23 protein-coding genes are annotated in these 23,593 nt (G+C 39.4%); 18 read left to right on the plus strand and 5 right to left on the minus strand.

The genetic code is table 11. The features are described from left to right. Positions 1-232: 232 nt before the first annotated feature. The 4 genes from IQ10_RS08135 to IQ10_RS08150 all read left to right on the plus strand — a co-directional run bounded on the left by IQ10_RS08135 (position 233) and on the right by IQ10_RS08150 (position 4,150). Positions 233-1,441, plus strand: coding sequence for an argininosuccinate synthase (locus IQ10_RS08135; protein WP_144449997.1), 1,209 nt, complete (start codon positions 233-235; stop codon positions 1,439-1,441). After that, complete coding sequence (gene argH / locus IQ10_RS08140; protein WP_144449998.1) at positions 1,441-2,823, plus strand: argininosuccinate lyase; 1,383 nt, start codon at positions 1,441-1,443, stop codon at positions 2,821-2,823. The genes IQ10_RS08135 and argH overlap by 1 nt, the downstream gene beginning before the upstream one ends. 134 nt (positions 2,824-2,957) lie before the next feature. Then, complete coding sequence (locus IQ10_RS08145) at positions 2,958-3,716, plus strand: SDR family oxidoreductase (RefSeq protein ID WP_144449999.1); 759 nt, start codon at positions 2,958-2,960, stop codon at positions 3,714-3,716. A gap of 53 nt (positions 3,717-3,769) precedes the next feature. Then, positions 3,770-4,150 carry a hypothetical protein gene (locus IQ10_RS08150; RefSeq protein ID WP_144450000.1) on the plus strand — a complete coding sequence of 127 codons (381 nt, stop codon included), beginning with the start codon at positions 3,770-3,772 and terminating at the stop codon, positions 4,148-4,150. Positions 4,151-4,208: 58 nt separating this feature from the next. Here IQ10_RS08150 and IQ10_RS08155 read toward each other — a convergent pair whose 3' ends face one another. After that, entirely contained in the window at positions 4,209-5,306 is a 1,098-nt protein-coding gene (locus tag IQ10_RS08155; RefSeq protein WP_144450261.1) for a M24 family metallopeptidase, read from the minus strand. Between the two features lie 181 nt (positions 5,307-5,487). On the opposite strand from IQ10_RS08155, the gene IQ10_RS08160 reads away from it, so the two are divergent. From IQ10_RS08160 to IQ10_RS08170, 3 genes are all read left to right on the plus strand, one after another. Continuing rightward, positions 5,488-6,171, plus strand: a complete 684-nt coding sequence (locus IQ10_RS08160) for a metal-dependent hydrolase (RefSeq protein ID WP_144450001.1) — start codon at positions 5,488-5,490, stop codon at positions 6,169-6,171. 93 nt (positions 6,172-6,264) lie between these two features. Then, positions 6,265-6,504 (plus strand): hypothetical protein, encoded by a 240-nt coding sequence (locus IQ10_RS08165; protein ID WP_144450002.1) that lies wholly within the window; start codon positions 6,265-6,267, stop codon positions 6,502-6,504. Between the two features lie 103 nt (positions 6,505-6,607). Beyond that, on the plus strand, positions 6,608-7,915 hold the full coding sequence (locus tag IQ10_RS08170) for a CBS domain-containing protein (protein WP_144450003.1): 1,308 nt from the start codon (positions 6,608-6,610) through the stop codon (positions 7,913-7,915). Positions 7,916-7,965: 50 nt separating this feature from the next. Here IQ10_RS08170 and IQ10_RS08175 read toward each other — a convergent pair whose 3' ends face one another. Then, complete coding sequence (locus tag IQ10_RS08175; RefSeq protein WP_144450004.1) at positions 7,966-8,250, minus strand: YtpI family protein; 285 nt, start codon at positions 8,248-8,250, stop codon at positions 7,966-7,968. Positions 8,251-8,347: 97 nt separating this feature from the next. Between IQ10_RS08175 and IQ10_RS08180 the strand changes: the two genes are divergently transcribed. Continuing rightward, positions 8,348-9,283: a DHH family phosphoesterase gene (locus IQ10_RS08180; RefSeq protein WP_144450005.1), complete on the plus strand. Its 936-nt coding sequence runs from the start codon at positions 8,348-8,350 to the stop codon at positions 9,281-9,283. Positions 9,284-9,394: 111 nt separating this feature from the next. Here the strand turns inward: IQ10_RS08180 and IQ10_RS08185 are convergent, their stop codons facing one another. The 3 genes from IQ10_RS08185 to ytrH all read right to left on the minus strand — a co-directional run bounded on the left by IQ10_RS08185 (position 9,395) and on the right by ytrH (position 10,539). After that, complete coding sequence (locus IQ10_RS08185; RefSeq protein ID WP_144450006.1) at positions 9,395-9,601, minus strand: YtzJ family protein; 207 nt, start codon at positions 9,599-9,601, stop codon at positions 9,395-9,397. A gap of 99 nt (positions 9,602-9,700) precedes the next feature. Next, the gene (gene ytrI, locus IQ10_RS08190) at positions 9,701-10,207 is read right to left on the minus strand and encodes a sporulation membrane protein YtrI (protein ID WP_144450007.1); all 507 of its coding nucleotides are present in this window, start codon (positions 10,205-10,207) and stop codon (positions 9,701-9,703) included. Continuing rightward, on the minus strand, positions 10,204-10,539 hold the full coding sequence (ytrH, locus tag IQ10_RS08195; protein WP_144450262.1) for a sporulation membrane protein YtrH: 336 nt from the start codon (positions 10,537-10,539) through the stop codon (positions 10,204-10,206). Before ytrH ends, ytrI begins: the two co-directional genes overlap by 4 nt. Positions 10,540-10,726: 187 nt before the next feature. On the opposite strand from ytrH, the gene dnaE reads away from it, so the two are divergent. From dnaE to citZ, 10 genes are all read left to right on the plus strand, one after another. Further along, positions 10,727-14,095, plus strand: coding sequence for a DNA polymerase III subunit alpha (gene dnaE / locus IQ10_RS08200; protein WP_144450008.1), 3,369 nt, complete (start codon positions 10,727-10,729; stop codon positions 14,093-14,095). A 161-nt stretch (positions 14,096-14,256) separates the two neighbouring features. Then, entirely contained in the window at positions 14,257-15,465 is a 1,209-nt protein-coding gene (ystJ, locus tag IQ10_RS08205) for an NADP-dependent malic enzyme (protein ID WP_144450263.1), read from the plus strand. Positions 15,466-15,500: 35 nt separating this feature from the next. After that, positions 15,501-16,166 (plus strand): FadR/GntR family transcriptional regulator, encoded by a 666-nt coding sequence (locus tag IQ10_RS08210; RefSeq protein WP_144450009.1) that lies wholly within the window; start codon positions 15,501-15,503, stop codon positions 16,164-16,166. 71 nt (positions 16,167-16,237) lie between these two features. Further along, entirely contained in the window at positions 16,238-17,086 is an 849-nt protein-coding gene (accD, locus tag IQ10_RS08215; RefSeq protein WP_144450010.1) for an acetyl-CoA carboxylase, carboxyltransferase subunit beta, read from the plus strand. A 13-nt stretch (positions 17,087-17,099) separates the two neighbouring features. After that, positions 17,100-18,077 (plus strand): acetyl-CoA carboxylase carboxyl transferase subunit alpha, encoded by a 978-nt coding sequence (gene accA / locus IQ10_RS08220; RefSeq protein WP_144450011.1) that lies wholly within the window; start codon positions 17,100-17,102, stop codon positions 18,075-18,077. A 204-nt stretch (positions 18,078-18,281) separates the two neighbouring features. Continuing rightward, the gene (gene pfkA, locus IQ10_RS08225; protein WP_144450012.1) at positions 18,282-19,241 is read left to right on the plus strand and encodes a 6-phosphofructokinase; all 960 of its coding nucleotides are present in this window, start codon (positions 18,282-18,284) and stop codon (positions 19,239-19,241) included. Between the two features lie 40 nt (positions 19,242-19,281). After that, positions 19,282-21,036: a pyruvate kinase gene (pyk, locus tag IQ10_RS08230; RefSeq protein ID WP_144450013.1), complete on the plus strand. Its 1,755-nt coding sequence runs from the start codon at positions 19,282-19,284 to the stop codon at positions 21,034-21,036. 68 nt (positions 21,037-21,104) lie between these two features. Further along, positions 21,105-21,500, plus strand: a complete 396-nt coding sequence (locus IQ10_RS08235; RefSeq protein WP_144450014.1) for an FxsA family protein — start codon at positions 21,105-21,107, stop codon at positions 21,498-21,500. A gap of 211 nt (positions 21,501-21,711) precedes the next feature. Continuing rightward, entirely contained in the window at positions 21,712-22,185 is a 474-nt protein-coding gene (locus tag IQ10_RS08240; protein ID WP_144450015.1) for a DUF441 domain-containing protein, read from the plus strand. Positions 22,186-22,405: 220 nt separating this feature from the next. Further along, complete coding sequence (gene citZ, locus IQ10_RS08245) at positions 22,406-23,521, plus strand: citrate synthase (RefSeq protein WP_144450016.1); 1,116 nt, start codon at positions 22,406-22,408, stop codon at positions 23,519-23,521. Positions 23,522-23,593 lie beyond the last annotated feature (72 nt).

Consider the following 23,593-nt stretch of genomic DNA (forward strand, 5'->3'; position numbering starts at 1 on the left):
CGCTGTATACATGATGATAACGAACATTTTAGTGAATGAAAACAAAAATATCATAAAAAAAGCGATATTTTCACTTGCCAAAATTGATTACCCCTGTTAAAGTAATGAATATTAATAAGAATTGACTTTGGTTTTATGCAAAGGAAGATATGGAAGAAAGACCACTCTTTTTTTAAATAACAATGTATAAAAATAATATTATAAGTATGATTATTCATAGGAGGAATGCAAAATGAAACAGAAAGTTGTGTTGGCTTATTCAGGTGGATTAGATACATCCGTTGCGATTAAATGGTTAGCAGATAAAGGTTATGACGTTATTGCTGTAGGGTTGGATGTAGGTGAAGGAAAGGATTTAGATTTCGTTAAACAAAAAGCATTAGATGTTGGTGCGATCGAATCGTATTCAATCGATGCGAAAAAAGAATTTGCAGAGGATTTCGTTTTACCTGCTTTGCAAGCTCATACATTATATGAAGAAAAATATCCGCTTGTCTCTGCACTTTCTCGTCCGTTAATTTCTAAGAAGCTAGTTGAAATTGCTGAACAAACAGGAGCTACTGCGGTTGCTCATGGATGTACAGGTAAAGGAAACGACCAAGTACGTTTTGAAGTGTCTATTCAAGCATTAAATCCTAACTTAGAAGTACTTGCTCCTGTACGTGAGTGGGCTTGGTCACGTGATGAAGAAATTGAATATGCGAAAAAGAATAATATTCCAATTCCAATTGATTTAGATAATCCATATTCTGTTGATCAAAACTTATGGGGCCGTGCAAATGAGTGTGGAATCCTAGAAGATCCATGGGCAACTCCACCAGAAGGTGCTTATGAGTTAACTGTTGCAATTGAAGATGCACCAGATGAAGCAGATATTATTGAAATTGGTTTTGAACAAGGTGTTCCAGTAACAATCAACGGAGTGTCATATCAATTAGATCAATTGATTCTTGAGCTAAACCAAATTGCTGGTAAGCATGGTGTTGGACGTATTGACCATGTTGAGAATCGTCTTGTTGGGATCAAGTCTCGTGAAGTTTACGAGTGCCCAGGTGCAATGACGTTAATCAAAGCACATAAAGAACTTGAAGATATTACATTAACGAAAGAAGTTGCACATTTCAAACCAATTATCAGTAAGAAATTATCTGAAGTGATCTATGATGGTTTATGGTTCTCACCATTACAACCAGCACTTCAAGCGTTCTTAAAAGAAACACAAAAATCAGTAACAGGCGTTGTTCGTGTGAAACTGTTTAAAGGACACGCAATTGTAGAGGGACGTAAATCTCCTTACTCTCTATATGATGAAAAACTTGCTACGTATTCAACAGATGATGAATTTGATCACAGTGCAGCTGTTGGCTTTATCTCACTATGGGGATTAACAACAAAAGTTCACAGCATGGTCAACAAGGAGAAGAAGGAGGTCACACAATAGTGACGAAGCTTTGGGGAGGACGTTTTACAAAGACAGCAGAGGAGTGGGTTGATGCATTCGGTGCATCAATCGGCTTCGATCAAGCGCTAGTCGATGAAGATATACAAGGAAGCCTTGCTCACGTGACGATGCTTGGAAAATGCGGAATTCTCCCAGCAGATGAAGTTGAGAAGATTAAAGAAGGGCTTAACACCCTTCGCGAAAGAGCAAAAAAAGGTGAGCTTGAATTTTCTGTTTCAGAAGAAGACATTCACTTAAACCTTGAAAAAATGCTCATTGATGAAATTGGCCCAGTAGGTGGAAAGCTCCACACTGGACGTAGTCGAAATGACCAAGTTGCAACAGATATGCATCTGTATTTACGTAACAATACGAAAGAAATTATGGATGCGGTAAAAAAGCTACAAGAAGCTCTTTATACGCAAGCAACGAAGCATGTTGAAACGTTAATTCCTGGTTATACACATCTACAGCGTGCTCAACCAGTTTCGTTTGCTCATCATTTACTGGCTTATTTCTGGATGCTTGAGCGTGATTATGGTCGGTACGAGGATAGTCTGAAACGTTTAAATATTTCACCTCTAGGTGCAGGAGCATTGGCAGGGACAACTTTTCCAATTGACCGTGCTTATGCTGCGGAATTGCTAGGCTTTGATGATATTTATCAAAATAGTCTTGATGCGGTAAGTGATCGTGACTTTATTGTTGAGTTTTTAAGTGCTTCCTCTGTTTTGATGATGCATTTATCTAGACTATGCGAAGAGTTAATTCTCTGGTCAACACAAGAGTTTCAATTTATTGAAATGGACGATTCGTTTGCAACAGGTAGTAGTATCATGCCGCAAAAGAAAAATCCTGATATGGCAGAGCTAATTCGTGGGAAGACGGGCCGTGTGTACGGCAATCTGTTTTCACTTTTAACAACGCTAAAAGGATTGCCTCTAGCATACAATAAAGATATGCAAGAGGATAAGGAAGGTATGTTTGATACTGTTGAAACAGTTAAAGGCTCTTTGAATATCTTCGCTGGTATGATTGAGACCATGACTGTTAATACAGAAACGATGGAAAAAGCAGTCCATCAAGATTTCTCAAATGCAACGGAGCTAGCTGATTACTTAGCTACAAAGGGAATGCCATTCCGTCAAGCGCATGAAGTTGTAGGGAAATTGGTACTTGTTGCCATTCAAAAAGGCGTTTTCCTCCTTGACTTACCGTTCTCTGATTATCAAGAGGCTAGTGAGTTATTTGAAGAAAACATTTATGATGTCTTACAACCGAAGACTGTTGTTGCACGTCGAAATAGCGCGGGCGGGACAGGCTTTGATCAAGTAAGAATTGCGCTTGAAAAGGCAGAGAAAAGTCTTAACGTAACTGTCTAAGATGTCAGAAACCATTTTTAATAAAAGTAGGCACACATTATCTCTAAAGATAGTGTGTGTTTTTTTTACTCTTAGCTAAAAACATAGTATGATCAAAGCAACTAGGTTACTATGGTAAATGGGAGGGGAAAGACATGCGTCACGCCTTGATTACGGCAGGAACAAAAGGATTAGGTGTTCAAGTAACCGAGTCCTTGCTTTTGAAGGGCTATTCGGTTACCGTTACATTTCGTAGTGATAAAGAGACGGTAGAAATGCTAAGAAAGCGTTGGTTTAGCTATGCTGATCGTCTCCAGTTTATTCAAGCAGATGTAACAAAAAAAGAAGATATTTATAAGGCAGTTGATGCTGCTTTTACGAAATTTAAACGAATTGATCTATTAATTAATAATGCAGGCCCTTATGTTTTTGAGCGAAAAAAATTGGTTGATTACGAAGAGGACGATTGGTACAACATGATCGAAGGTAATTTAAGTGCCGTCTATCACTTGTTAAAAAAAGTTGTACCGATTATGAGAGAACAAAAGTTTGGAAGAATTATTACATATGGTTTCCAAGGAGCAAACAGTGCCCCAGGCTGGATCTACCGTTCAGCTTATGCAGCGGCTAAAGTAGGACTTGTCTCATTGATGAAGACGGTTTCCATTGAAGAAGCTGAATACGGGATTACAGCTAATATGGTTTGTCCAGGTAATATTTTAGGTGAGATGAAAGAGGCGACGATTAAAGAAGCCCGCCAGCATCCTGACAGTGAGACACCAATTGGCCGTTCAGGCACGGGAGAGGATATTGCAAGGTCGATTCTCTTCTTATGTGAAGAAGACGCTGATATGGTCACTGGAACGGTTTTAGAGGTGACAGGTGGTGTAGATGTTATCCATCGTTATCGCTAATGATGTATAATCATCCATATTTTTACACACCTTAATAAATGAGGTGAAAAATGATGAAGATATGGTTTGTTATGTCATTTGTTTTTTTAGTTATGTTTAGTTTGTTTCAACCAGTAGAAGCTGCTGGAACAGAGTTAATGAATAGTTTTTCGTTTAGAATGACATTGGTGGAAAATGGAACTGAATATCAATGGGAATATGATAGTCCTAATGCTTATGAATTTGAGTATGGTGAGCGTGTCATAAAAGGAGAAGAAGCAAAAAAGAAGGTCGAAGAAATGTTTCGCATCTTAAAATTGACTGAAGAAGAAAAGGTTGAAACCCTTGTCAAAAGAGTGAAGGATGCGAATCACCCCAGTTTGGAACGTCTAGATATTCGTTATATGAATGCTGATGGCAAATTGTATACATGGGTATGGCAAAATAATCAATAAAGAGATGATGGAAAAAGGTCTAATTTTAGTAGTTAAACACTAAGATTAGACCTTTTTCTTATTTTATGATTTGTAATTCTTTTGGGTACGTGGTTAAACATTCGTATCCTTGGTCGGTGATAAGGACTTCATCTTCAATACGGACACCTCCGACATTCGGAACGTAAATACCTGGTTCGATTGTAAAGGTCATTCCCACTTTCAATTGCTCTTTATTCTTCTCGTTTAGTGAAGGAAGCTCATGGACTTCTGATCCAAGACCGTGTCCAATTCGATGAGGAAAAAACTTGCCGTAGCCTGCATCTGTTATGACTTTTCTTGCTGTTTTGTCCAAATCGCCTAGCACGGTGCCTTTTTTACAGAGATCAAGCGTCTTGAGTTGTGCTTGCAACACCGTATCATAGATGTTTCTTTGTTCCTCAGATATATCGCAAAAAGCAACGGTTCTTGTAATATCTGAGCAATACCCTTCTAGAACAACGCCTAAGTCAAATAACACAAATTCGCCAGGGTGAATTTGTTTCATGCTTGGACTCCCGTGAGGATTAGCTGATTGTTCGCCGCTTAAGACAAGGGTACCAAATGACATTTCGGTAATCCCTTTTCTTTTCAGCTCATATTCAATGAGAGCAAGGATATCCATCTCCGTTCGACCTGTTTGTAAGGCGTGAACTCCTACTTCGACACCGAAATCAGCTAGCTTAGCTGCTTCGCGTAATATAGAAATCTCAGCTTCACTCTTAATAAGTCGTTGTTCCATCAATTTTGCGTCTATAGACACAAATGATAAATCAGGAGAAAGCTTTTGTAATTGTTCTGCTCTTGCATAGAAAAGAGCTTCTTTTTCGATAGCGAGATTTGTGCCTTGAAGGTGAAGAGATGATAGATACTGTGAGAGTAGCTCCCAAGGATCTTCATGATCGCTGTAGCCGATGATATCACTACTCCAGCCAGCTTGATGGACGAGGGCTTTTTCCATGTTTGGGCAGACTAAACAAGGTTCGTGATCTGGGAATACTAGTAGAGAAACGATTCGTTCATATGGATGACAGCGAAAGCCACTAAAGTAAAAAACGTTCGCTTGTCCTTGGATAAAGGCATAAGAAATGTCTTCCTCCCTTAACCATTTTTGTAAATGCAGTAAACGTTGTTCGATCATATTAAACTCCTTTTGTGGTTCGTATAATTATCCTTAATTTAGCATGATATGTTAAAATAAAAAAGATACATGGAAAATTTACTTTTGCTAAAAAAGAGTCATAAAAAGCAGGAATCTGCTTAACAATGATTAAGTAGACATAGGGAAGGATATTTAAAACCAAAAGGAGCGGATAATAGTGAAAATTAGTTATCATGGTCATTCGGTTGTTTATGTAGAGACGAAGGGTAAAAGAATTATTATTGACCCATTTATTACAGGCAACGGATTGACTGATTTAGATGCTGATAAGCTAGAAGTCGATGTCATTTTACTTACTCATGGGCATAATGATCACGTTGGTGATACGGTTGAACTAGCAAAGAGAAATGATGCCCTTGTTGTTGCACCATTTGAACTCGCTACATATTTAGGTTGGCAAGGAATCAATACTCACCCCATGCATATTGGTGGTTCTCATACATTTGAATTTGGGACAGTTAAGCTTACACAAGCTTTCCATGGCTCATCTTTTACGGTTGAAGAAGAACAGAAAATTGTTTACACAGGGATGCCTGCTGGAATTTTGTTTACTGCAGAAGGAAAAACAATCTTTCATGCAGGAGATACAGCGTTATTTAATGATATGAAAATGATTGGAGAACGCAATACAATTGATCTAGCTTTCTTGCCAATTGGTGATAATTTCACGATGGGCCCAGAGGATGCGGAGGTTGCAGCGGAATGGCTCCAAGCGAAACGAGTTGTTCCGATTCATTACAATACATTCCCTGTTATTGAACAGGATCCTGAAGCATTTGCAGATCAATTATCAGGAAAGAAAGGTTTGTCATTAAAAGTGGGAGAAAGCATTGAATTATAAGACGAGGACCAAGCCTTATCCAAATAAGAGGCTTGGTCTTTTTTTTATTTTTAAAACATATGCTGTATAAAAAGGGTAAGAGGAGGATGCTATGTGCGTGAGCGAGCAGTCATTTGTTTCTTAATAGCCGCCATTATGCTTCCATACGGAATTGGTTATTTGCCGTTTGGTGGTGAAGGGGTTGCGCAAGTGTTTGCCTGGGGATGGGTTGCTTTTGCAATCATTGTTTTAATTGGAAATGCTATTCAACTGTTATATATAAAAAGAGTACAGGAAACAAAAGCTGTACCTATCAAAAAGCGCATTAGTGCTCGGCAGAAACTTCGAGGATAAGGAAGATGACCTTGCTCACTAACACTTTCAGACGTATACTGTAAATAGTACAGTTTTCTATTCCAATAGAAACAGTCAGTGAAACGAAAGTGTGGTGGCTATGATGGCTACAAAGCATGAGCAAATTATTGAATATATAACGAATTTAGCAGTCGGTGAGAAAATTTCTGTTCGTTCGATTGCAAAAGCGTTAACGGTAAGTGAAGGAACCGCTTATCGTGCAATTAAAGAAGCTGAAAATCAGGGGCTTGTCAGCACGATTGAACGTGTAGGAACGGTCCGGATTGAAAAGAAAAAGAAAGAAAATATCGAAAAATTAACATACGCAGAAATTGTAAATATTGTGGATGGACAAGTGCTCGGTGGACGTCAAGGTCTACACAAAACATTAAATCGCTTCGTCATTGGTGCGATGAAGCTTGATGCCATGATGCGTTATGTGGAAGCTGGAAATCTATTAATCGTTGGGAATCGTTATCAAGGGCATAAGCTAGCACTAGAGGCAGGAGCAGCAGTGCTCATTACTGGTGGTTTTGATACGACTGATGACGCCATTAAGCTTGCAGAAGAACTCGATTTACCGATCATTTCAACAAGTTATGATACATTTACCGTTGCAACAATGATCAACAGGGCTATCTATGACCAGCTTATTAAAAAAGAGATTGTTCTTGTTGATGACATTTTAATTCCGTTGCAAGATACGTATTATATGACAACGCAGAACACCGCAGAAAAATGGCATGAGCTAAATGAAAAAACGGGTCATAGTCGTTACCCTGTCATTGATGCCCAAATGAAAATACAAGGTATGGTTGCAGCAAAGGATGTTCTTGGTGCGACAAAGCAAACGTCAATTGAGAAAGTCATGACGCCTAATCCCATTACGGTTAATGAGCGAACGTCAGTCGCAGCTGTTGCCCATGTGATGGTTTGGGAAGGCATTGAGCTGCTTCCTGTTATCGATGAACAGCGCAAGCTTATAGGTGTTATTAGTAGGCAGGATGTTTTAAAAGCCCTGCAAATGGTTCAGCGTCAACCTCATGTAGGTGAGACGATAGAAGATATTGTGACGAGTCGGATAGAAGAACAATCCTCTGCGGAAGAACTCGCTTTTAAGTGTGAAGTAACACCGCAAATGACAAATCAGTTAGGTACGATTTCATATGGTGTTATGACCACACTCGTAACAGAGGCTGGTAGTAGAGTGCTACGTAAATACAAAAAAGGTGATCTAGTCGTTGAGAATATTACACTCTATTTTATTAAGCCTGTTCAAATTGAAAGTATTATTTTAATTAAACCAAAGGTTCTCGAAATTGGGCGAAAGCATGGGAAAATTGATGTTGAGCTTTATCATGATGACGAAATCGTAGGAAAAGCGCTCATGATGGCTCAATTGATAGACTAATGAAACGAATAGAAAAGGGTGACCACATTGTCACCCTTTTTAAGTGTTCTTTAATCATTTAATTGAGGAATATAGTGACGATATGCTCTGTAGCCAAAGATCACATTTAGAACACCTAGTAAAGAAAACACAGCTCCGACAATCAAATCAATGTTACTTCTTGGATTGACAAGCAGGTTAGCACCAAATGCGGTAAGGAAAAAGCCAAGAGATAGCGTTGCTTTCGTTTGATAAATGCGGTTTAATAGTGATTTCGGTGTACGCCACACTTTTATTTTGTTATAAATGAAAAAGACAGCAGAGAAGATAATAATAATCGTAAATATTTTTTCCATGAAACAGCCTCCTTGATTTCTAATCCTAGTTAATATTGTAGCGCTAGTTTAACGGGAATACCAGTGAAGGAACAATGAACAGAAGAGAGGGAATGTAATGATAAAAAATATTTTGGATGCGATTGAACGCTTTGAGACGATCGTTATCCATCGCCACGAACGTCCTGATCCAGATGCTATAGGATCACAATTAGGATTGGCTCAAGTCATTAGAGAGCAGTACCCAAGTAAAAACGTATATGCAGTTGGTGAAGCTGAACCATCGCTTGCTTTTCTTGGAGAAATGGATGTTATCTCAGACGAACAATATACAGGAGCTCTTGTGATCGTTTGCGACACAGCTAATACAGAAAGAATTAGCGATCAGCGCTATGATCAGGGAGCCGCCCTTATCAAAATTGATCATCATCCAAATGATGAGCCATACGGCGATATCGTCTGGGTGGAAACGACCTATAGCTCGACGAGTGAAATGATTGTGGAATTAATCGTTCAAGGACAAAAACTGGGGTATGCCCTTAGTTCTGAATCTGCTTTGTTATTATATGCAGGCATTGTAGGGGATACGGGGCGTTTCCGTTATTCCAACACAAGCGCAGATACGTTAAAACGGACAAGTTTATTGGTCGAACAGCGATTTGATCAAAATGCTTTTTATTCCGAGTTGCATAAAAAAGATTTGAAAATGACTCGGCTACAAGGATATGTCCTTCAACACTTTGAAATTAAAGAGGGTCATTTAGGCATCATGCGCTTAACAAAAGACATTCTCAAGCAGTTTGACGTTACATCGAATGAATCTTCTCAACTTGTCAATACCTTTTCCGATGTAGAAGGGTTAAAGGCATGGGTCTTCTTTGTTGAAGAGGAAGACAAAATTCGTGTAAGGCTACGTTCAAAAGGACCTGTGATCAATACGATTGCCACGCAGCATGGCGGTGGAGGTCATCCCATGGCTTCTGGAGCAACGGCTTATTCATGGGAAGAAACAGAAGAAATTATTGAAAAGCTGTTAAAGGCATGTCGCGCATAAATGATTAAAGAAAAAGACGAGGGGCTATTCTCTCGTCTTTTTCAAAAGATAAGAACGTTTAAAATTCACTGATGTCTAGCGCAAACAGCCTATCCGCTTGCGCTTTTCTAGTTACTTCTCTTTAGTCGGGATGAACCAGGAACCCATGTCTGTTACATCTTCATGGACCTTGATATCTTCTTTTTCAAGTTCTTTACGAATAAGGTCTGAGACTTCTTTTGTTTCAGCAAAAGCAGATAATCCAGCTTTGATTTTCTCTACTTTTTTTAAGGCCATTTCTTTTCGGTTAATGATCATTTCTTTTCCCGTTACGTCCATTTGTCATCCCTCCTAAAAAATAGATGAAATACTCCTTTCATTATACAGAAAAACATCCTCTCCAAACAAATGAAGTGAAAAGTTCGAAAAATTGTGATGTTATATTCTAAAAGGGATGATCTCCACATGAATCCGTAACGTCGTAAATAAATAGATTTCTTTTACGTCTAACTGATAACGAGCTTCACCAACATGAAATACTTTATTTTCTAACGTTCGGACCATTAAATCCTTCATATTAGCAACTGTTTCAATGTCTTTGCGTTCTAAAAACTGTAATTCGTTTAGAGCTTGTTGCCGTAGTTCAAACAATGTTAGCTGATTTAAACGTAATTTGCGATCATTTAAATAAGTGATATCGATTTGTTGAATAGTGAGCTTTTTTTGGTTTTCTTCGTTTAATTTTGTTTGCTCGCTAACAAGGCGGTCAATCCTTGTTTGCTGATCAATGATGACAGTCTCTTGTTTCGAAATCCGTAGCATAAGTCCTTCGTATACTTGTCCGTATTGATAAATAAAAAAAAACCACCCGATTAGCATGCCAATGATTACGCCTGCGAAAAAACGTTGCCAGCCTGGGCGCTCATAATATGGCGGAATTCTCACGATGATAGTGGCTCCCCGACAATCCACTGAATGAGCAATGTGCCAGAATGAGCCCCGCATAGTGCAGCTAAAATCATAAACCCAGTTTTAAAAATATCCCCATGAGCCCCGTCAAATAGACCGCGTTCAATCGTTGTAATGGCGTCGAATGTACCACCTATTGCCGCGACGATCGCCCAGATCTTTAAGCTTCCTGCTAAGTCGTGCATGACAGATAGTGGAGGCTTTCCAATTAGAAAGGCTCCAATCCCACCGATGATCGCTCCACCAATAATGACACCAAAAGCGACAAAAAAATCAATGATCAGTGTAGCCAGTAATTCACGAGTCATCATCTAGCCTCATCCTCCTAATTTACTCCTATTAAAAATGCTAAGCTTATCTTTATCATATATAGGCTCTCGTGAACGTAAATATGACAGCTATGATCTAGATTATTGAGAAGAGAAATCAAGACGTGTTCATCTTGACCTGATTTGTACTATACTAGAAGAACGAATGATGAAAGGTGGAAGAGGAATGATGATTGTTCAGAGCCATGTGTATAGTGAATACAGTCTTTTGTCATCAACCAATCGCATAGAAGCGCTTGTAGAGAAGGCAAGTAGGCTTGGTTATCAAGCTTTGGCTCTTTGTGACCATCACGTGATGTACGGAGCGGTTCCTTTCTATCAAGCTTGTTTAAAATATGGGATCAAACCGATTTTGGGTCTAGAATTGACGATACAAAGGGACGAGGATGAACCTCATACGTTGGCACTCATAAGATTGTATGCAAAAAACGAACAAGGATATGCACACTTAATGCAGCTTGCTACATTGATCGGGCATAAAGAAGAGAAGCATCCAGCTCTTTCGCGGGAAGAGGTTATACCTTATTTGAATGACCTTGTTGTTGTTTTGCCTGATCAAGATGGTCCAATCCATTCATGGTTGCAAAGTGGGCAGGATGAAAAAGCGAGAGAGTGGTTGGCAACATGGAGAGGGCAGACAAATGTAGCAGATTGGCTTCTTGGAATATCAGGAAATAACGAGCAGGTTGAACAAGTAAGCTTATTTTCAAAACAGAATGGGTTAAAAGTGATTGCCTCCCATCCATGTTATTTCCTTGAAGAAAGAGATGCTGAAGCTTTTGGTATAGCACGTGCGATTCGAGATGGAGTGAAAGCAGAGGACCGGGCTCTGAGAAGAGAAGAACGATCTTATTTTTTACAAAGTCCAGAGCAAATGCTCACGTGTTTCAAACATGAAAGAGAAGCTTTAGAAAACACCCAACTTCTTGCTTCTTTATGTTCAGTTCAGCTTACCCTTGGACAACCACAGCTTCCTAAATATACGCCTGCAGAAGGGGAGTCAAACGAGCTCCTGCGCCAGCTATGCGTAAAAGGAGCTCATTTGCGTTATCGTGAAGTAAATGATCAAGTAAGGGAACGACTTGAGAAAGAATTACACGTCATCACACAAATGGGTTTTAGTGATTATTTTTTGATTGTATGGGATTTTATGAGGTATGCACGGAAGCAAGGCATGTTAACTGGTCCAGGAAGAGGCTCTGCTGCAGGTTCACTCGTTGCATATGTACTGGAGATTACGAATGTCGATCCTCTTAAATATAATCTTTTATTTGAGCGGTTTTTAAATCATGAACGTGTCTCCATGCCCGATATCGATATTGATTTTCCTGACCATCGCCGTGATGAAGTGATTGAATACGTACAAGGAAAATATGGAAAAGAACATGTCGCGCAAATTATTACATTTGGTACACTAGCCGCAAGAGCAGTTGTTAGGGATGTTGGTAAAGCTCTTGGACTAATGAGTTTTGTGATCGAACAAGTAGCAAGAGAGATACCGTCAACTCCTGGTATGACACTTGAGAAGGCACTTGCAGAAAGTAAGCGACTAGCAGCTTTAATCAATGAATCGGATGAAGCGAAAGCTCTTTGGCAGATCGCTAAGCAGCTTGAAGGCTTACCAAAGCATACCTCAACACATGCGGCTGGGGTTGTGATTAGTGCTCGTCCGCTCCCAGAAATCGTCGCTCTTCAAGCTGGCCAAGCAGGAGTTTCATTGACACAAGCAACGATGAATGTCATCGAAGAGCTTGGCTTACTCAAATTTGATTTTCTTGGTTTGAGAAACTTAACCTTGCTTGAGCGCATGGTGTCTCTAATCGAGGAACATAATCAAGTGAAGCTGGACCTACAGAACATTCCTTTAAATGACGAAGAAACATTTGTTTTACTTGGAAAAGGTGATACGACAGGAGTTTTTCAATTGGAATCTCCAGGTATGAGAAGGACTCTTACGCACTTGAAACCAACTGAATTTGAAGATATTGTCGCGGTTAATGCTCTGTATCGTCCTGGTCCAATGGAATTTATTCAAACGTATATTGATGGTAAATATAAAGTACACACTATTACGTATGCTCATCCTGATCTAGAGCCAATTTTAAAAGGGACTCATGGAGTCATCGTCTACCAAGAGCAAATTATGCAAATTGCCTCTCTTTTAGCAGGCTTTTCCCTAGCAGAAGCCGATATCTTACGTCGAGCGATCAGTAAAAAAAAGAAGGAAGAATTAGCCCGTCAGCGTGAGGCTTTTGTAAAAGGGGCAGTTGATAATGGGTATGAGGCGAATGTTGCAATAGAAGTATTTTCCCTTATTGAGCGGTTTGCTGACTATGGTTTTAATAGAAGTCATGCTGTCGCTTATAGCATGATCAGCTATCAACTTGCTTATGTGAAAGCACACTACCCGCTTGCCTTTTATACCGCGCTATTTTCAAGCGTGTGGCATAATCATGAGAAGCTTGCTCATCATTTACGTGAATGTAGAAGTGCTGGATATAAGGTCTTGCCTCCATCTGTTTCGCATAGTGATTTGCTGTTTTCGATTGAAAATAAGGCGATTCGCTTCGGGCTACTACCGATTACACATGTAGGTGTTCAGGCTGTAGAAGCGATCATCTCTGAACGAAAAAAGAAGCCTTTTGAAGATTTGTTTAGCTTTACTGTTCGTTTTGATCAAAAGATTGTGAACAAGAAGTCAATCGAGCAATTGATAAAAGCTGGGGCAATGGATGAATTTAGACAAGATCGTGCAACGCTTTTAAAATCGCTAGACGAAGCTCTTCGTTTTGCTATAGAAGTGAAAGAGTTTCAAGAGGAAACAGGGGGATTGTTCACTCTTGATATACAGGCCCCAGAATATGATCAGGCTGAGCCATTGCTTATTCAAGAAAAGCTTGAGTATGAAAAAGAGGCACTTGGTTTTTATTTATCAGGACATCCAATTGAAACGTATAAAGCGAAACTGGCTGATGTAACAAGAGTCACGATCGAAACGGCATTTACAAAGACTGGGATTGTAAGAGTAGCTGGGCTAATTGTGAGTGTAAGAAAAATTAAAACAAAAAAAGGGGAGCCGATGGCGTTTGCTGTTCTAAGTGATGAATCACAGGAAGGGGAGCTTATTCTTTTTCCGCAAGCATGGCAGAAAGTAGAGATAACTTTTAAAGAAGGCGAGCTTGTTCTGATAGAAGGACGAATGGATCAATCAAAAGAGCGAAAACAAATCATTGTTGAAAAAGTGGTCTCTGTAAATAGTCTATCTAATGAGCAAGGCTCAGTACAAGACGCCAAACTTTTTTTAAGAATTACTCCCGCACGAGAACATCCTAAACTTTTACAACAGGTGAAGCAGCAATTGTTGGATAATAAAGGTCAAGTGCCAGTTGTCCTTTATTATGAGCAAACAAAACAGACGAAGCGTTTGCTAGCAAACTATAATGTTTCCCCAAGTAATACTTGCTTATCTATCTTAAAAGAACTGCTCGGTAAAGAAAACGTTGTCTTAAGAAAAGAAGGCACGAAGGATAAATAGCGAATTTTCCTTGGCTAATGTTGAAAGTTTCTATATAATTAGGGGTGTTTTAAAGTGGTCAGACCAGTTCGGGTGTATTGCACCCCCTAGGTTAAATAAAAGTTAATTTAATAGAAAAAGGAGTGTCTAATGTGTCAACATTGAGAGAAGAAGCCTTACATATGCACCGGGAGAACCAAGGGAAGCTTGAAACAACGTCAAAAGTACTTGTCCGCAATGCACGTGACTTGAGTTTAGCGTATTCACCAGGAGTAGCCGAGCCTTGTAAAGAAATCTTTGAGGATGTAGAATCTGTTTATGAATATACAGTCAAAGGAAATATGGTCGCTGTTGTGAGTAATGGAACGGCTGTACTTGGACTTGGTAATATTGGACCAGAAGCTGCTATGCCTGTTATGGAAGGAAAAGCTGTTCTGTTCAAATCATTTGCTGGTGTTGATGCGTTTCCGATCTGCTTAAATACAACAAGTGTAGACAAAATTGTTGAAACAGTTAAATTAATGGAGCCAACTTTTGGTGGTGTAAACCTAGAGGATATCGCTGCGCCTGATTGTTTTGAAATTGAGGAACGCCTTAAAAAAGAGGCAAATATTCCTGTATTCCATGATGATCAACATGGTACGGCAATTGTAACATTAGCTGGTTTAATTAATGCATTAAAAATTACGGGCAAGAAAATGTCTGAAATTAAAGTTGTCGCAAACGGTGCTGGTTCAGCAGGGATTGCAATTATTAAGCTAATGCAACGAATGGGCGTACGTGATATTATTATGTGCGACTCAAAAGGAGCGATCTATGATGGACGGTCTGCTGGAATGAACAACATTAAGGACGAGGTTGCTAAGTTCACGAACAGAGATCGCTTAGAAGGTTCTCTTGCTGATGTTATCAAAGGTTCAGACGTATTTATCGGTGTTTCTGTAGCGGGTGCATTAACAAAAGAAATGATTGAAAGCATGAACGAAGACCCAATTATCTTTGCAATGGCAAATCCTGTTCCAGAAATCATGCCAGAAGAGGCAAAAGCAGCAGGAGCAAAAGTGATTGGTACTGGTCGTTCGGATTTTCCGAATCAAGTGAATAATGTACTAGCTTTCCCTGGAATTTTCCGTGGTGCGCTTGATGTACGAGCTACTCATATTAACGAAGAAATGAAAGTTGCAGCAGTTTATGCGATTGCTGATTTAGTTGCAGAAGCTGACTTAACTACTGAGTATGTGATTCCAGCTCCGTTTGATCCACGCGTAGCTCCAGCAGTTGCAGCAGCAGTAGCAAAAACGGCTATGGAAACGGGAGTTGCTCGTATTAAGGTAGATCCTGAACAAATTGCTGAGAAAACAAGAAAATTAGCCGTTATTGGTAATGAATAGTAATTGTTAGGGTAATAACTGAGATGAGGGTGACTATGTCATCAGAACAACCTAAAGTTTATATTGAAATCATTAAGCAAATCAATCAAATTATCCACAATGATCAATTAACAAGTGGTGATAAATTGCCGTCTGAAAGAGAATTGAGCGACCGACTAAGTGTAGGTCGCTCCTCTGTCAGAGAAGCTCTTCGTGCATTAGAGCTTCTTGATTTAATTGAAACACGACGTGGTGAAGGAACGTTTATTAAACCTGCAGGAAGCTTCCAGTTAGTTGATATTATCTTATCTTTTTTATTGAAAAATGATAGTGCCCAGCAGGATTTAACAGAAACGAGAAGAATAATAGAGCTTGAAGCATTGCGGCTTGCCTGTATACGAATGACAGATAATTCGATTGATCATCTTAGGCAGCTGATAAGGCGAGCAAGAGAAGAATGGTCCCATGGTGATCTCCCAGTTGAAGAAGATTATTTATTTCATAAAACGATTGTCGAGTCTTGTAATAATCGTCTTCTTCTTCATTTATGGATATCCCTTGTTGAATATAATAAAGTAGCGCTTGAACGTTCTCTTCAAAGAGAAGGGAGAATGCTAGTCTCAATAAAGGAGCATGAAGACATTTATTTGGCTCTGAAAGACCGTCATTGTGATGTAGCGATCAAAGCGATGGAAAAGCATCTGCAAAACAGTCGCTTCTAGCTCTTGTACTACTTGAAGTGTGTAAGTCATAAGATAAAGAAATGGTAAGCTTAAGCGAGCGAGGTGTAAAAATGCTTAAGGATTTTTTGAAAAAGAAAAAGCGATATGCGACTATCCCATCAGAACGAGCAAAGCAAGAAGTACCTGAAGGCCTGATGACGAAATGTCCAGCATGTCGAACAATTATGTATACGAAAGAATTAAAGAAAAATCTTTATGTGTGTGATACGTGTGGTCATCATCATCGTATGACGGCATACGAACGAATGGACAGTTTATTCGATACTGGAACATTTGTTGAGCTTGATAAAGGGATGATCAGTAAGAACCCTCTAGATTTTCCAACGTACGAGGAGAAGCTAGAATCAGACCGTCAAAAGACTGATTTAAACGAAGCAATTGTTACTGGAGAAGGGCTAATTAATGGTTTTGGTGCAGTTGTTGCAGTAATGGATTCACGATTCCGTATGGGTAGTATGGGTTCAGTCGTTGGTGAGAAAATTACACGTGCTGTTGAACAGGCGATTGAAAAGAACATGCCATTTATTCTATTCTCTGCTTCTGGCGGAGCTAGAATGCAGGAAGGGGTTCTAAGCCTCATGCAAATGGCTAAGACAAGTGCGGCCCTGCAGAAGCTTAATCATCAAGGTGGCTTGTTTATTTCGATTATGACTCATCCTACAACAGGTGGTGTTTCAGCAAGCTTCGCATCGCTTGGTGATTATAATTTTGCTGAACCGAAAGCGTTAATTGGCTTTGCTGGCCGAAGAATTATTGAACAAACGATTCGTCAAGACTTGCCAGATGATTTTCAAACAGCTGAATTTTTACTGAAGCACGGTCAGCTCGATCGAGTCATACCTCGTCTTGAGATGAAAGAGACGTTAACGAAAATTTTAGATATGCATCACGTTTCATAAAGGAGGTGTAAAGATGGCTAGTGAACTTGGTTTTGAAAAACCTATTTTGGAACTGAAAAATAAGATTAATGAGTTGCGAACGTTTACGGAAGAAAAAGAAATTGACTTATCTGATGAAATTTCTAAGTTGGAAAAACGTTTACAACAATTAGAAAAAGATATTTATGGAAACCTTCAACCGTGGGAGCGTGTTCAAATTGCTCGTCATAGTGAGCGACCAACGACGTTAGATTATATTGAGCATTTGTTTACTGATTTTTTAGAGATGCATGGTGATCGTTTGTATGGAGATGATGCAGCGATTGTTGGCGGAATTGCAAAATACCGTGGCCGACCTATAACTGTTATTGGGCATCAAAGAGGTAAAGATACGAAAGAGAATATTCGTCGTAATTTTGGTATGCCTCATCCAGAAGGATATCGAAAGGCTCTTCGTCTGATGAAGCAGGCTGAAAAGTTTAATAGACCAATTATTTGCTTTATTGATACGAAGGGAGCATACCCTGGAAAAGCTGCAGAAGAAAGAGGACAAAGCGAAGCGATTGCAAGAAATTTACTTGAAATGGCGGGCTTTACTGTACCGGTTATTTGTATCGTTATTGGAGAAGGTGGAAGTGGCGGTGCCTTAGCGCTTGGTGTTGGTGACCATATCCATATGCTAGAGAATTCGACTTATTCTGTTATCTCCCCTGAAGGAGCAGCAGCATTGCTTTGGAAAGATGCGTCTTTAGCCCAAAGAGCTGCAGAGTCAATGAAGATCACAGCACCTGATTTGAAAGAGCTGGGAATTATTGATCACATTATCCGTGAAGTAAAAGGTGGAGCCCATCGAGATGTGAAACAACAAGCTGAGGAAATTGATCGTGTGCTAGGAAACTCACTCGATGTTCTTTCAACACTATCAAAAGAGGATCTCGTTGAAAAACGCTATCAAAAATACAAAAAAATCGGACAATATACGTTTGAAAACGATATCATACCTATTAAATAAAGGAAAGTGCTTTCTGCCTGTGTGGAAGCACTTTTCGTTTTGTGCGTAACGGTATTGTGTTCACTCGGCTAAAGTGGTATTTTTTAAAAATGAGAGCAAGATATGATTGAAAAGATTGGTCGAATGAGAGGCAAAAGGACACATGACAGATGGTGAATGTGTTACTTTTCTGATATATTTTGAAAAGATTTAGGAGGTTTAAGGATGAAACGAATTGGTGTATTGACGAGTGGTGGTGACTCACCAGGAATGAACGCGGCTATCCGTGCTGTTGTTCGTAAGGCAATTTATCATGATCTTGAAGTTTACGGGATTTCGTATGGCTATGCAGGACTGATTGCAGGTGAGATTGAGAAAATGGAGTTAGGTTCTGTTGGGGATATTATTCATCGCGGTGGAACAATGCTCTATACAGCTCGTTGTGAAGAGTTTAAAACGTTAGAAGGACAGAAAAAAGGAATTGAACAGCTTAAGAAATTCGGTATCGAAGGACTTGTCGTCATTGGCGGAGATGGTTCTTTCCGTGGAGCACAAAAGCTAACGGAGCATGGTTTCCCAACAATTGGAGTGCCTGGAACAATTGATAATGATATTCCAGGGACTGATTTCACAATTGGCTTTGATACAGCTCTTAACACAGTTATTGATGCAATTGATAAGATCCGTGATACAGCAACCTCACATGAGCGTACATATGTGATTGAAGTCATGGGTCGTCATGCTGGTGATCTTGCTCTTTGGTCAGGTCTTGCCGATGGTGCAGAGACGATTGTAATTCCAGAAGAGAAGGACGATTTAGATGATATTATTGCCCGCCTTAAGCGTGGACAAGAGCGTGGTAAAAAGCATAGTATTATTGTAGTTGCTGAAGGTGCTGGAAGTGGGTTTGAATTTGGGGATAAAATTCAAAGAGCAACGAATCTAGAAACACGTGTGACAGTTCTTGGTCACATTCAACGTGGTGGTTCTCCAACAGGATTTGATCGCGTACTTGCTAGCCGATTAGGAGCAAAAGCGGTAGACTTACTTTTAGAAGGTAAAGCCGGAGTGACGGTTGGTATTCAGCGAAACGAACTTGTCTATCATGATATAAATGAAGTTCTTTCTCAAGATCATGCTATTAATCTTGATATGTACAAGCTATCCCAAGAATTATCTATCTAATTTAAAATAAAGATAAACATGGAACAAATAGGAGGCAAATATGCGTAAAACGAAAATAGTCTGTACCATTGGCCCAGCAAGTGAAACAGTAGATAAGCTAGTTTTGTTGATCGAGGCAGGAATGAACGTGGCACGTCTAAACTTTTCTCATGGAGACTTTGAAGAACATGGTGCACGCATTAAAAATATTCGTGAAGCAGAAGAACGTACAGGTAAAAAAGTAGCGATCCTTCTCGATACAAAAGGACCGGAAATTCGCACTCAAACATTAGAGGGTGGCGTAGCGGAATTAGTGATGGGTGATGAGCTCGTTATTTCAATGACCGAAGTGATAGGAAACAAAAAGAAAATATCAGTCACATATCCTGGCCTTGTTCATGATGTTCATCCAGGATCTAAAATCCTTCTGGACGATGGTTTAATCGGTCTTGAAGTAACAGAGGTTCGCGAAGGTGAAATTGTGACTAACGTTTTAAATAGTGGAACGTTAAAAAATAAAAAAGGTGTCAATGTTCCAAATGTCAGCGTAAATTTACCTGGTATTACGGAAAAAGATGCTGCTGATATTAAATTCGGAATTGAGCAAGGCGTTGACTTTATTGCGGCGTCATTTGTAAGACGTGCTGCCGATGTACTAGAAATTCGCGAACTTCTTGAGCAAAACAATGGTGCAGATATTCATATCATTCCAAAGATTGAAAACCAAGAGGGTGTTGATAACATCAACGAGATTCTTGAAGTTTCAGATGGTCTAATGGTTGCTCGTGGTGATTTAGGGGTTGAGATTCCTGCTGAGGAAGTTCCACTTGTTCAAAAAGATTTAATCAAAAAGTGTAATGCGGTTGCAAAGCCTGTTATCACTGCTACGCAAATGTTAGATTCAATGCAACGTAATCCGCGTCCGACACGCGCAGAAGCAAGTGATGTGGCAAATGCAATTTTTGATGGCACAGATGCAATTATGTTATCAGGAGAAACCGCTGCTGGTGATTACCCTGTAGAATCTGTTCAAACAATGAATAATATTGCAAGACGTACAGAACAAGCGCTAAATTATGAAGCGATGCTACGTAAAAAGACAAAAGAAGCGAAAACAACGATCACAAGTGCTATTGGTCAATCAGTTGCACACACAGCTTCTAATTTATCTGCAGCGGCTATTTTATCTGCAACAGAAAGCGGTTATACAGCTCGTATTGTATCGAAATATCGTCCGAAATCGCCTATTGTGGCTGTAACGAGCAATGAACGAGTGATTCGCAAGTTGAATCTTGTATGGGGTGTAAATCCAATTTTAGGAAAAGAAGCAAACTCTACAGATGAAATGCTTGAATCAACAATCGAAACGGCCCTGACAACGGGTGCAATTAAGCAAGGAGATCTTGTAGTGATTACAGCTGGTGTTCCTGTAGGTGAAACAGGTACGACTAATATTATGAAGGTGCATGTGATAGGTGAAGTCGTTGCAAAAGGACAAGGAATTGGTCGTCGTACAGCAGCAGGTAGAGTTGTTGTTGCAAAAACGGCTGCTGAGGCAAATGAAAAAGTAACAGAAGGTGCTATTCTTGTTACATACAGCACAGATAAAGATATGATCCCAGCCTTTGAAAAAGCAGCAGCAGTTATTACGGTGGAAGGCGGATTAACGTCTCATGCAGCTGTTGTTGGTTTAAACTTAAGTACACCTGTTATTGTCGGTGTTGATGGAGCGCTTGATCTATTTAAAGATGGTGAAGAAATTACAGTTGATAGTGCCCGTGGCGACATTTACAGAGGTCACACGAGTGTACTATAATAAATGACAAGGAGAAGGGAATCCCCTTCTCTTTTTCCATATCTAAATGATTTATAAAGGAGTATGAGATGTTTCGATTATTATTATTACTCATCATTGTTGTCCCAGCCCTTGAAATAGCTGTTTTGATATTATCTGGGAATGTTATTGGAGTTTGGCCGACTTTTCTTCTTATTATCTTAACAGGAATTATTGGGGCATGGTTGGCTAAGAAGGAAGGACTGCAAGCGATAAGACTTGCACAGCTTCAAACACAGCAAGGACAACTGCCTAATGGTGTTATTCTTGATGGGATTTGTATTTTAATTGGAGGAATCTTTCTATTAGCACCAGGATTTATTACTGATACAATTGGCTTTTTATTATTAATTCCGCAAACTCGATCAATTGGAAAAGCTTTTTTAATAAAGATTTTTAACCGAATGATTAAGAATGGTAATTTTATTATTATGTCACGTAAATAAGCGATATAATTTCCTATGTCTCCAGCTGTTTAGAAGAGTAGGAGAGCATATTGAAGCTTCATCAAATCTAGCGAATTTCTGGTAATTATGATATGATGAATGTGCATTGCTATGAAGTCTCGTTAAGATCGAGTTGCTGTCATTGATGACACCAGTACATACTATTTTTAGGACTCGTATCTTGTGCGTAAGGAAGTAGGTTGATGGTTTCTTGTTCTCACAAGCATCGGTTTTTATGCTGATTTTGTTAGCTGTAGCGATTCTTGCAAAAAATCAATCACTCATTGTGGCAGTCTTATTCCTGCTAGTCATTAAGTGGATAGGGTTAGGGGATAAACTGTTTCCTCTTTTTCAACAAAAGGGGATTAATATTGGAGTTACAGTTATCACTATAGCTGTCTTAACACCAATCGTAACAGGTGAAATTGGATTCAAACAACTCGGAGAAGCTGTTCGCTCTTCGTATGCATGGATTGCTCTTGGGGCAGGTGTTCTTGTTGCTCTGATAGCTGCTAGCGGCATTGATTTACTTAAAACAGATCCACACATTACGACGGCTCTTGTTTTTGGGACAATACTTGCTGTCACACTTTTTAACGGTGTGGCTGTTGGACCGCTAATTGGAGCGGGAATCGCCTATTTAGCAATGAGAGTGGTACAATTTTTCACCAATATTGGTGGATGAAAAATTTTTCGTATTATTGTCAGAATACTGAAATAAATAAAACTTTTCGAAATGTATCACAAGTTTTAACGAAAAATGTTCACAAAGGTGTAATAAATCGGTATAATAAAGTTTGTGAGCAATCCTTCCTACATAGCAACGCTTATTTCTCAAAATGGAAATGTAAGCATTTACTAGTTTGAAAAAGGGGAAAGATAATTAGTGAAAAGGAGAGGTTAACGTGAGTACAACTCGTGGTCTAGAAGGTATTGTAGCAACGACATCAAGTGTTAGTTCAATTATTGAAAGTGTTTTGACTTATCAAGGGTACGATATTGATGATTTAGCAGATAATGCGAGTTTTGAAGAGGTGATTTACCTCCTTTGGAATGGACGATTGCCGAAAGAAGATGAGTTGAGTCAATTTACTCAAGAGCTTGCCAATCATGCAGAAATACCAAAAGAGATTATTGACCAAATGAAAGCTTATCCAATTGGAAAGGTTCATCCAATGGCAGCGCTTCGTACAGCAATTTCAAGTCTGGCATTATTTGATGAACAAGCTGACGTTATGGAAGAGGATGCTAATCGTCTAAAAGCGCTTAAGATTCAAGCCCAAATCCCAACAATTGTGACAGCGTTTTCTCGAATTCGTGAAGGTCAGGAACCTGTTGCACCTCGTACAGATTTAGGCTTTGCTGCTAACTTCCTTTACATGTTAACAGGTAATGAACCTGATGAGATTGCAGTCAATGCTTTAGATAAAGCACTTGTTTTACATGCTGATCATGAGTTGAATGCTTCTACTTTCACAGCGCGAGTCTGTGTGGCGACACTATCTGATGTTTACTCAGGAATCACAGCGGCAATTGGTGCACTAAAAGGGCCTTTACATGGTGGAGCAAATGAAGCTGTTATGAAGATGTTAACAGAGATAGGTGACGTGAATAATGTAGAGCCTTATATCCGCAAGGCACTCGATAACAAAGAGAAGATTATGGGCTTCGGTCATCGAGTGTACAAAGATGGTGATCCTCGTGCAAAGCATCTCCGTGAAATGTCTAAACGTCTCACTGAAATCACTGGTGAAACAAAGTGGTATGAGATGTCAATTAAAATTGATGAGATGGTTACTGGTGAAAAAGGCTTGCTTCCGAATGTAGATTTCTATTCTGCTAGTGTTTATCACAGCTTAGGGATAAACCATGATTTATTTACACCAATTTTCGCTGTGAGTCGTACATCTGGTTGGTTAGCTCACATTTTAGAACAATATGATAACAACAGACTAATTCGTCCAAGAGCAGAATATGTAGGACCTGATAAACGTTCTTATATTCCAATTGAACAACGCTAAGAGCGTACACTAGGAGGGGAACCTCCTTGTACATAGAGATTGACTTTCTTGCAGAAGAGTTGCACCATTAAA

It is taken from the genome of Halalkalibacter nanhaiisediminis, assembly GCF_007830185.1.
Classification (GTDB): Bacteria; Bacillota; Bacilli; order Bacillales; family Bacillaceae_D; genus Halalkalibacter; species Halalkalibacter nanhaiisediminis.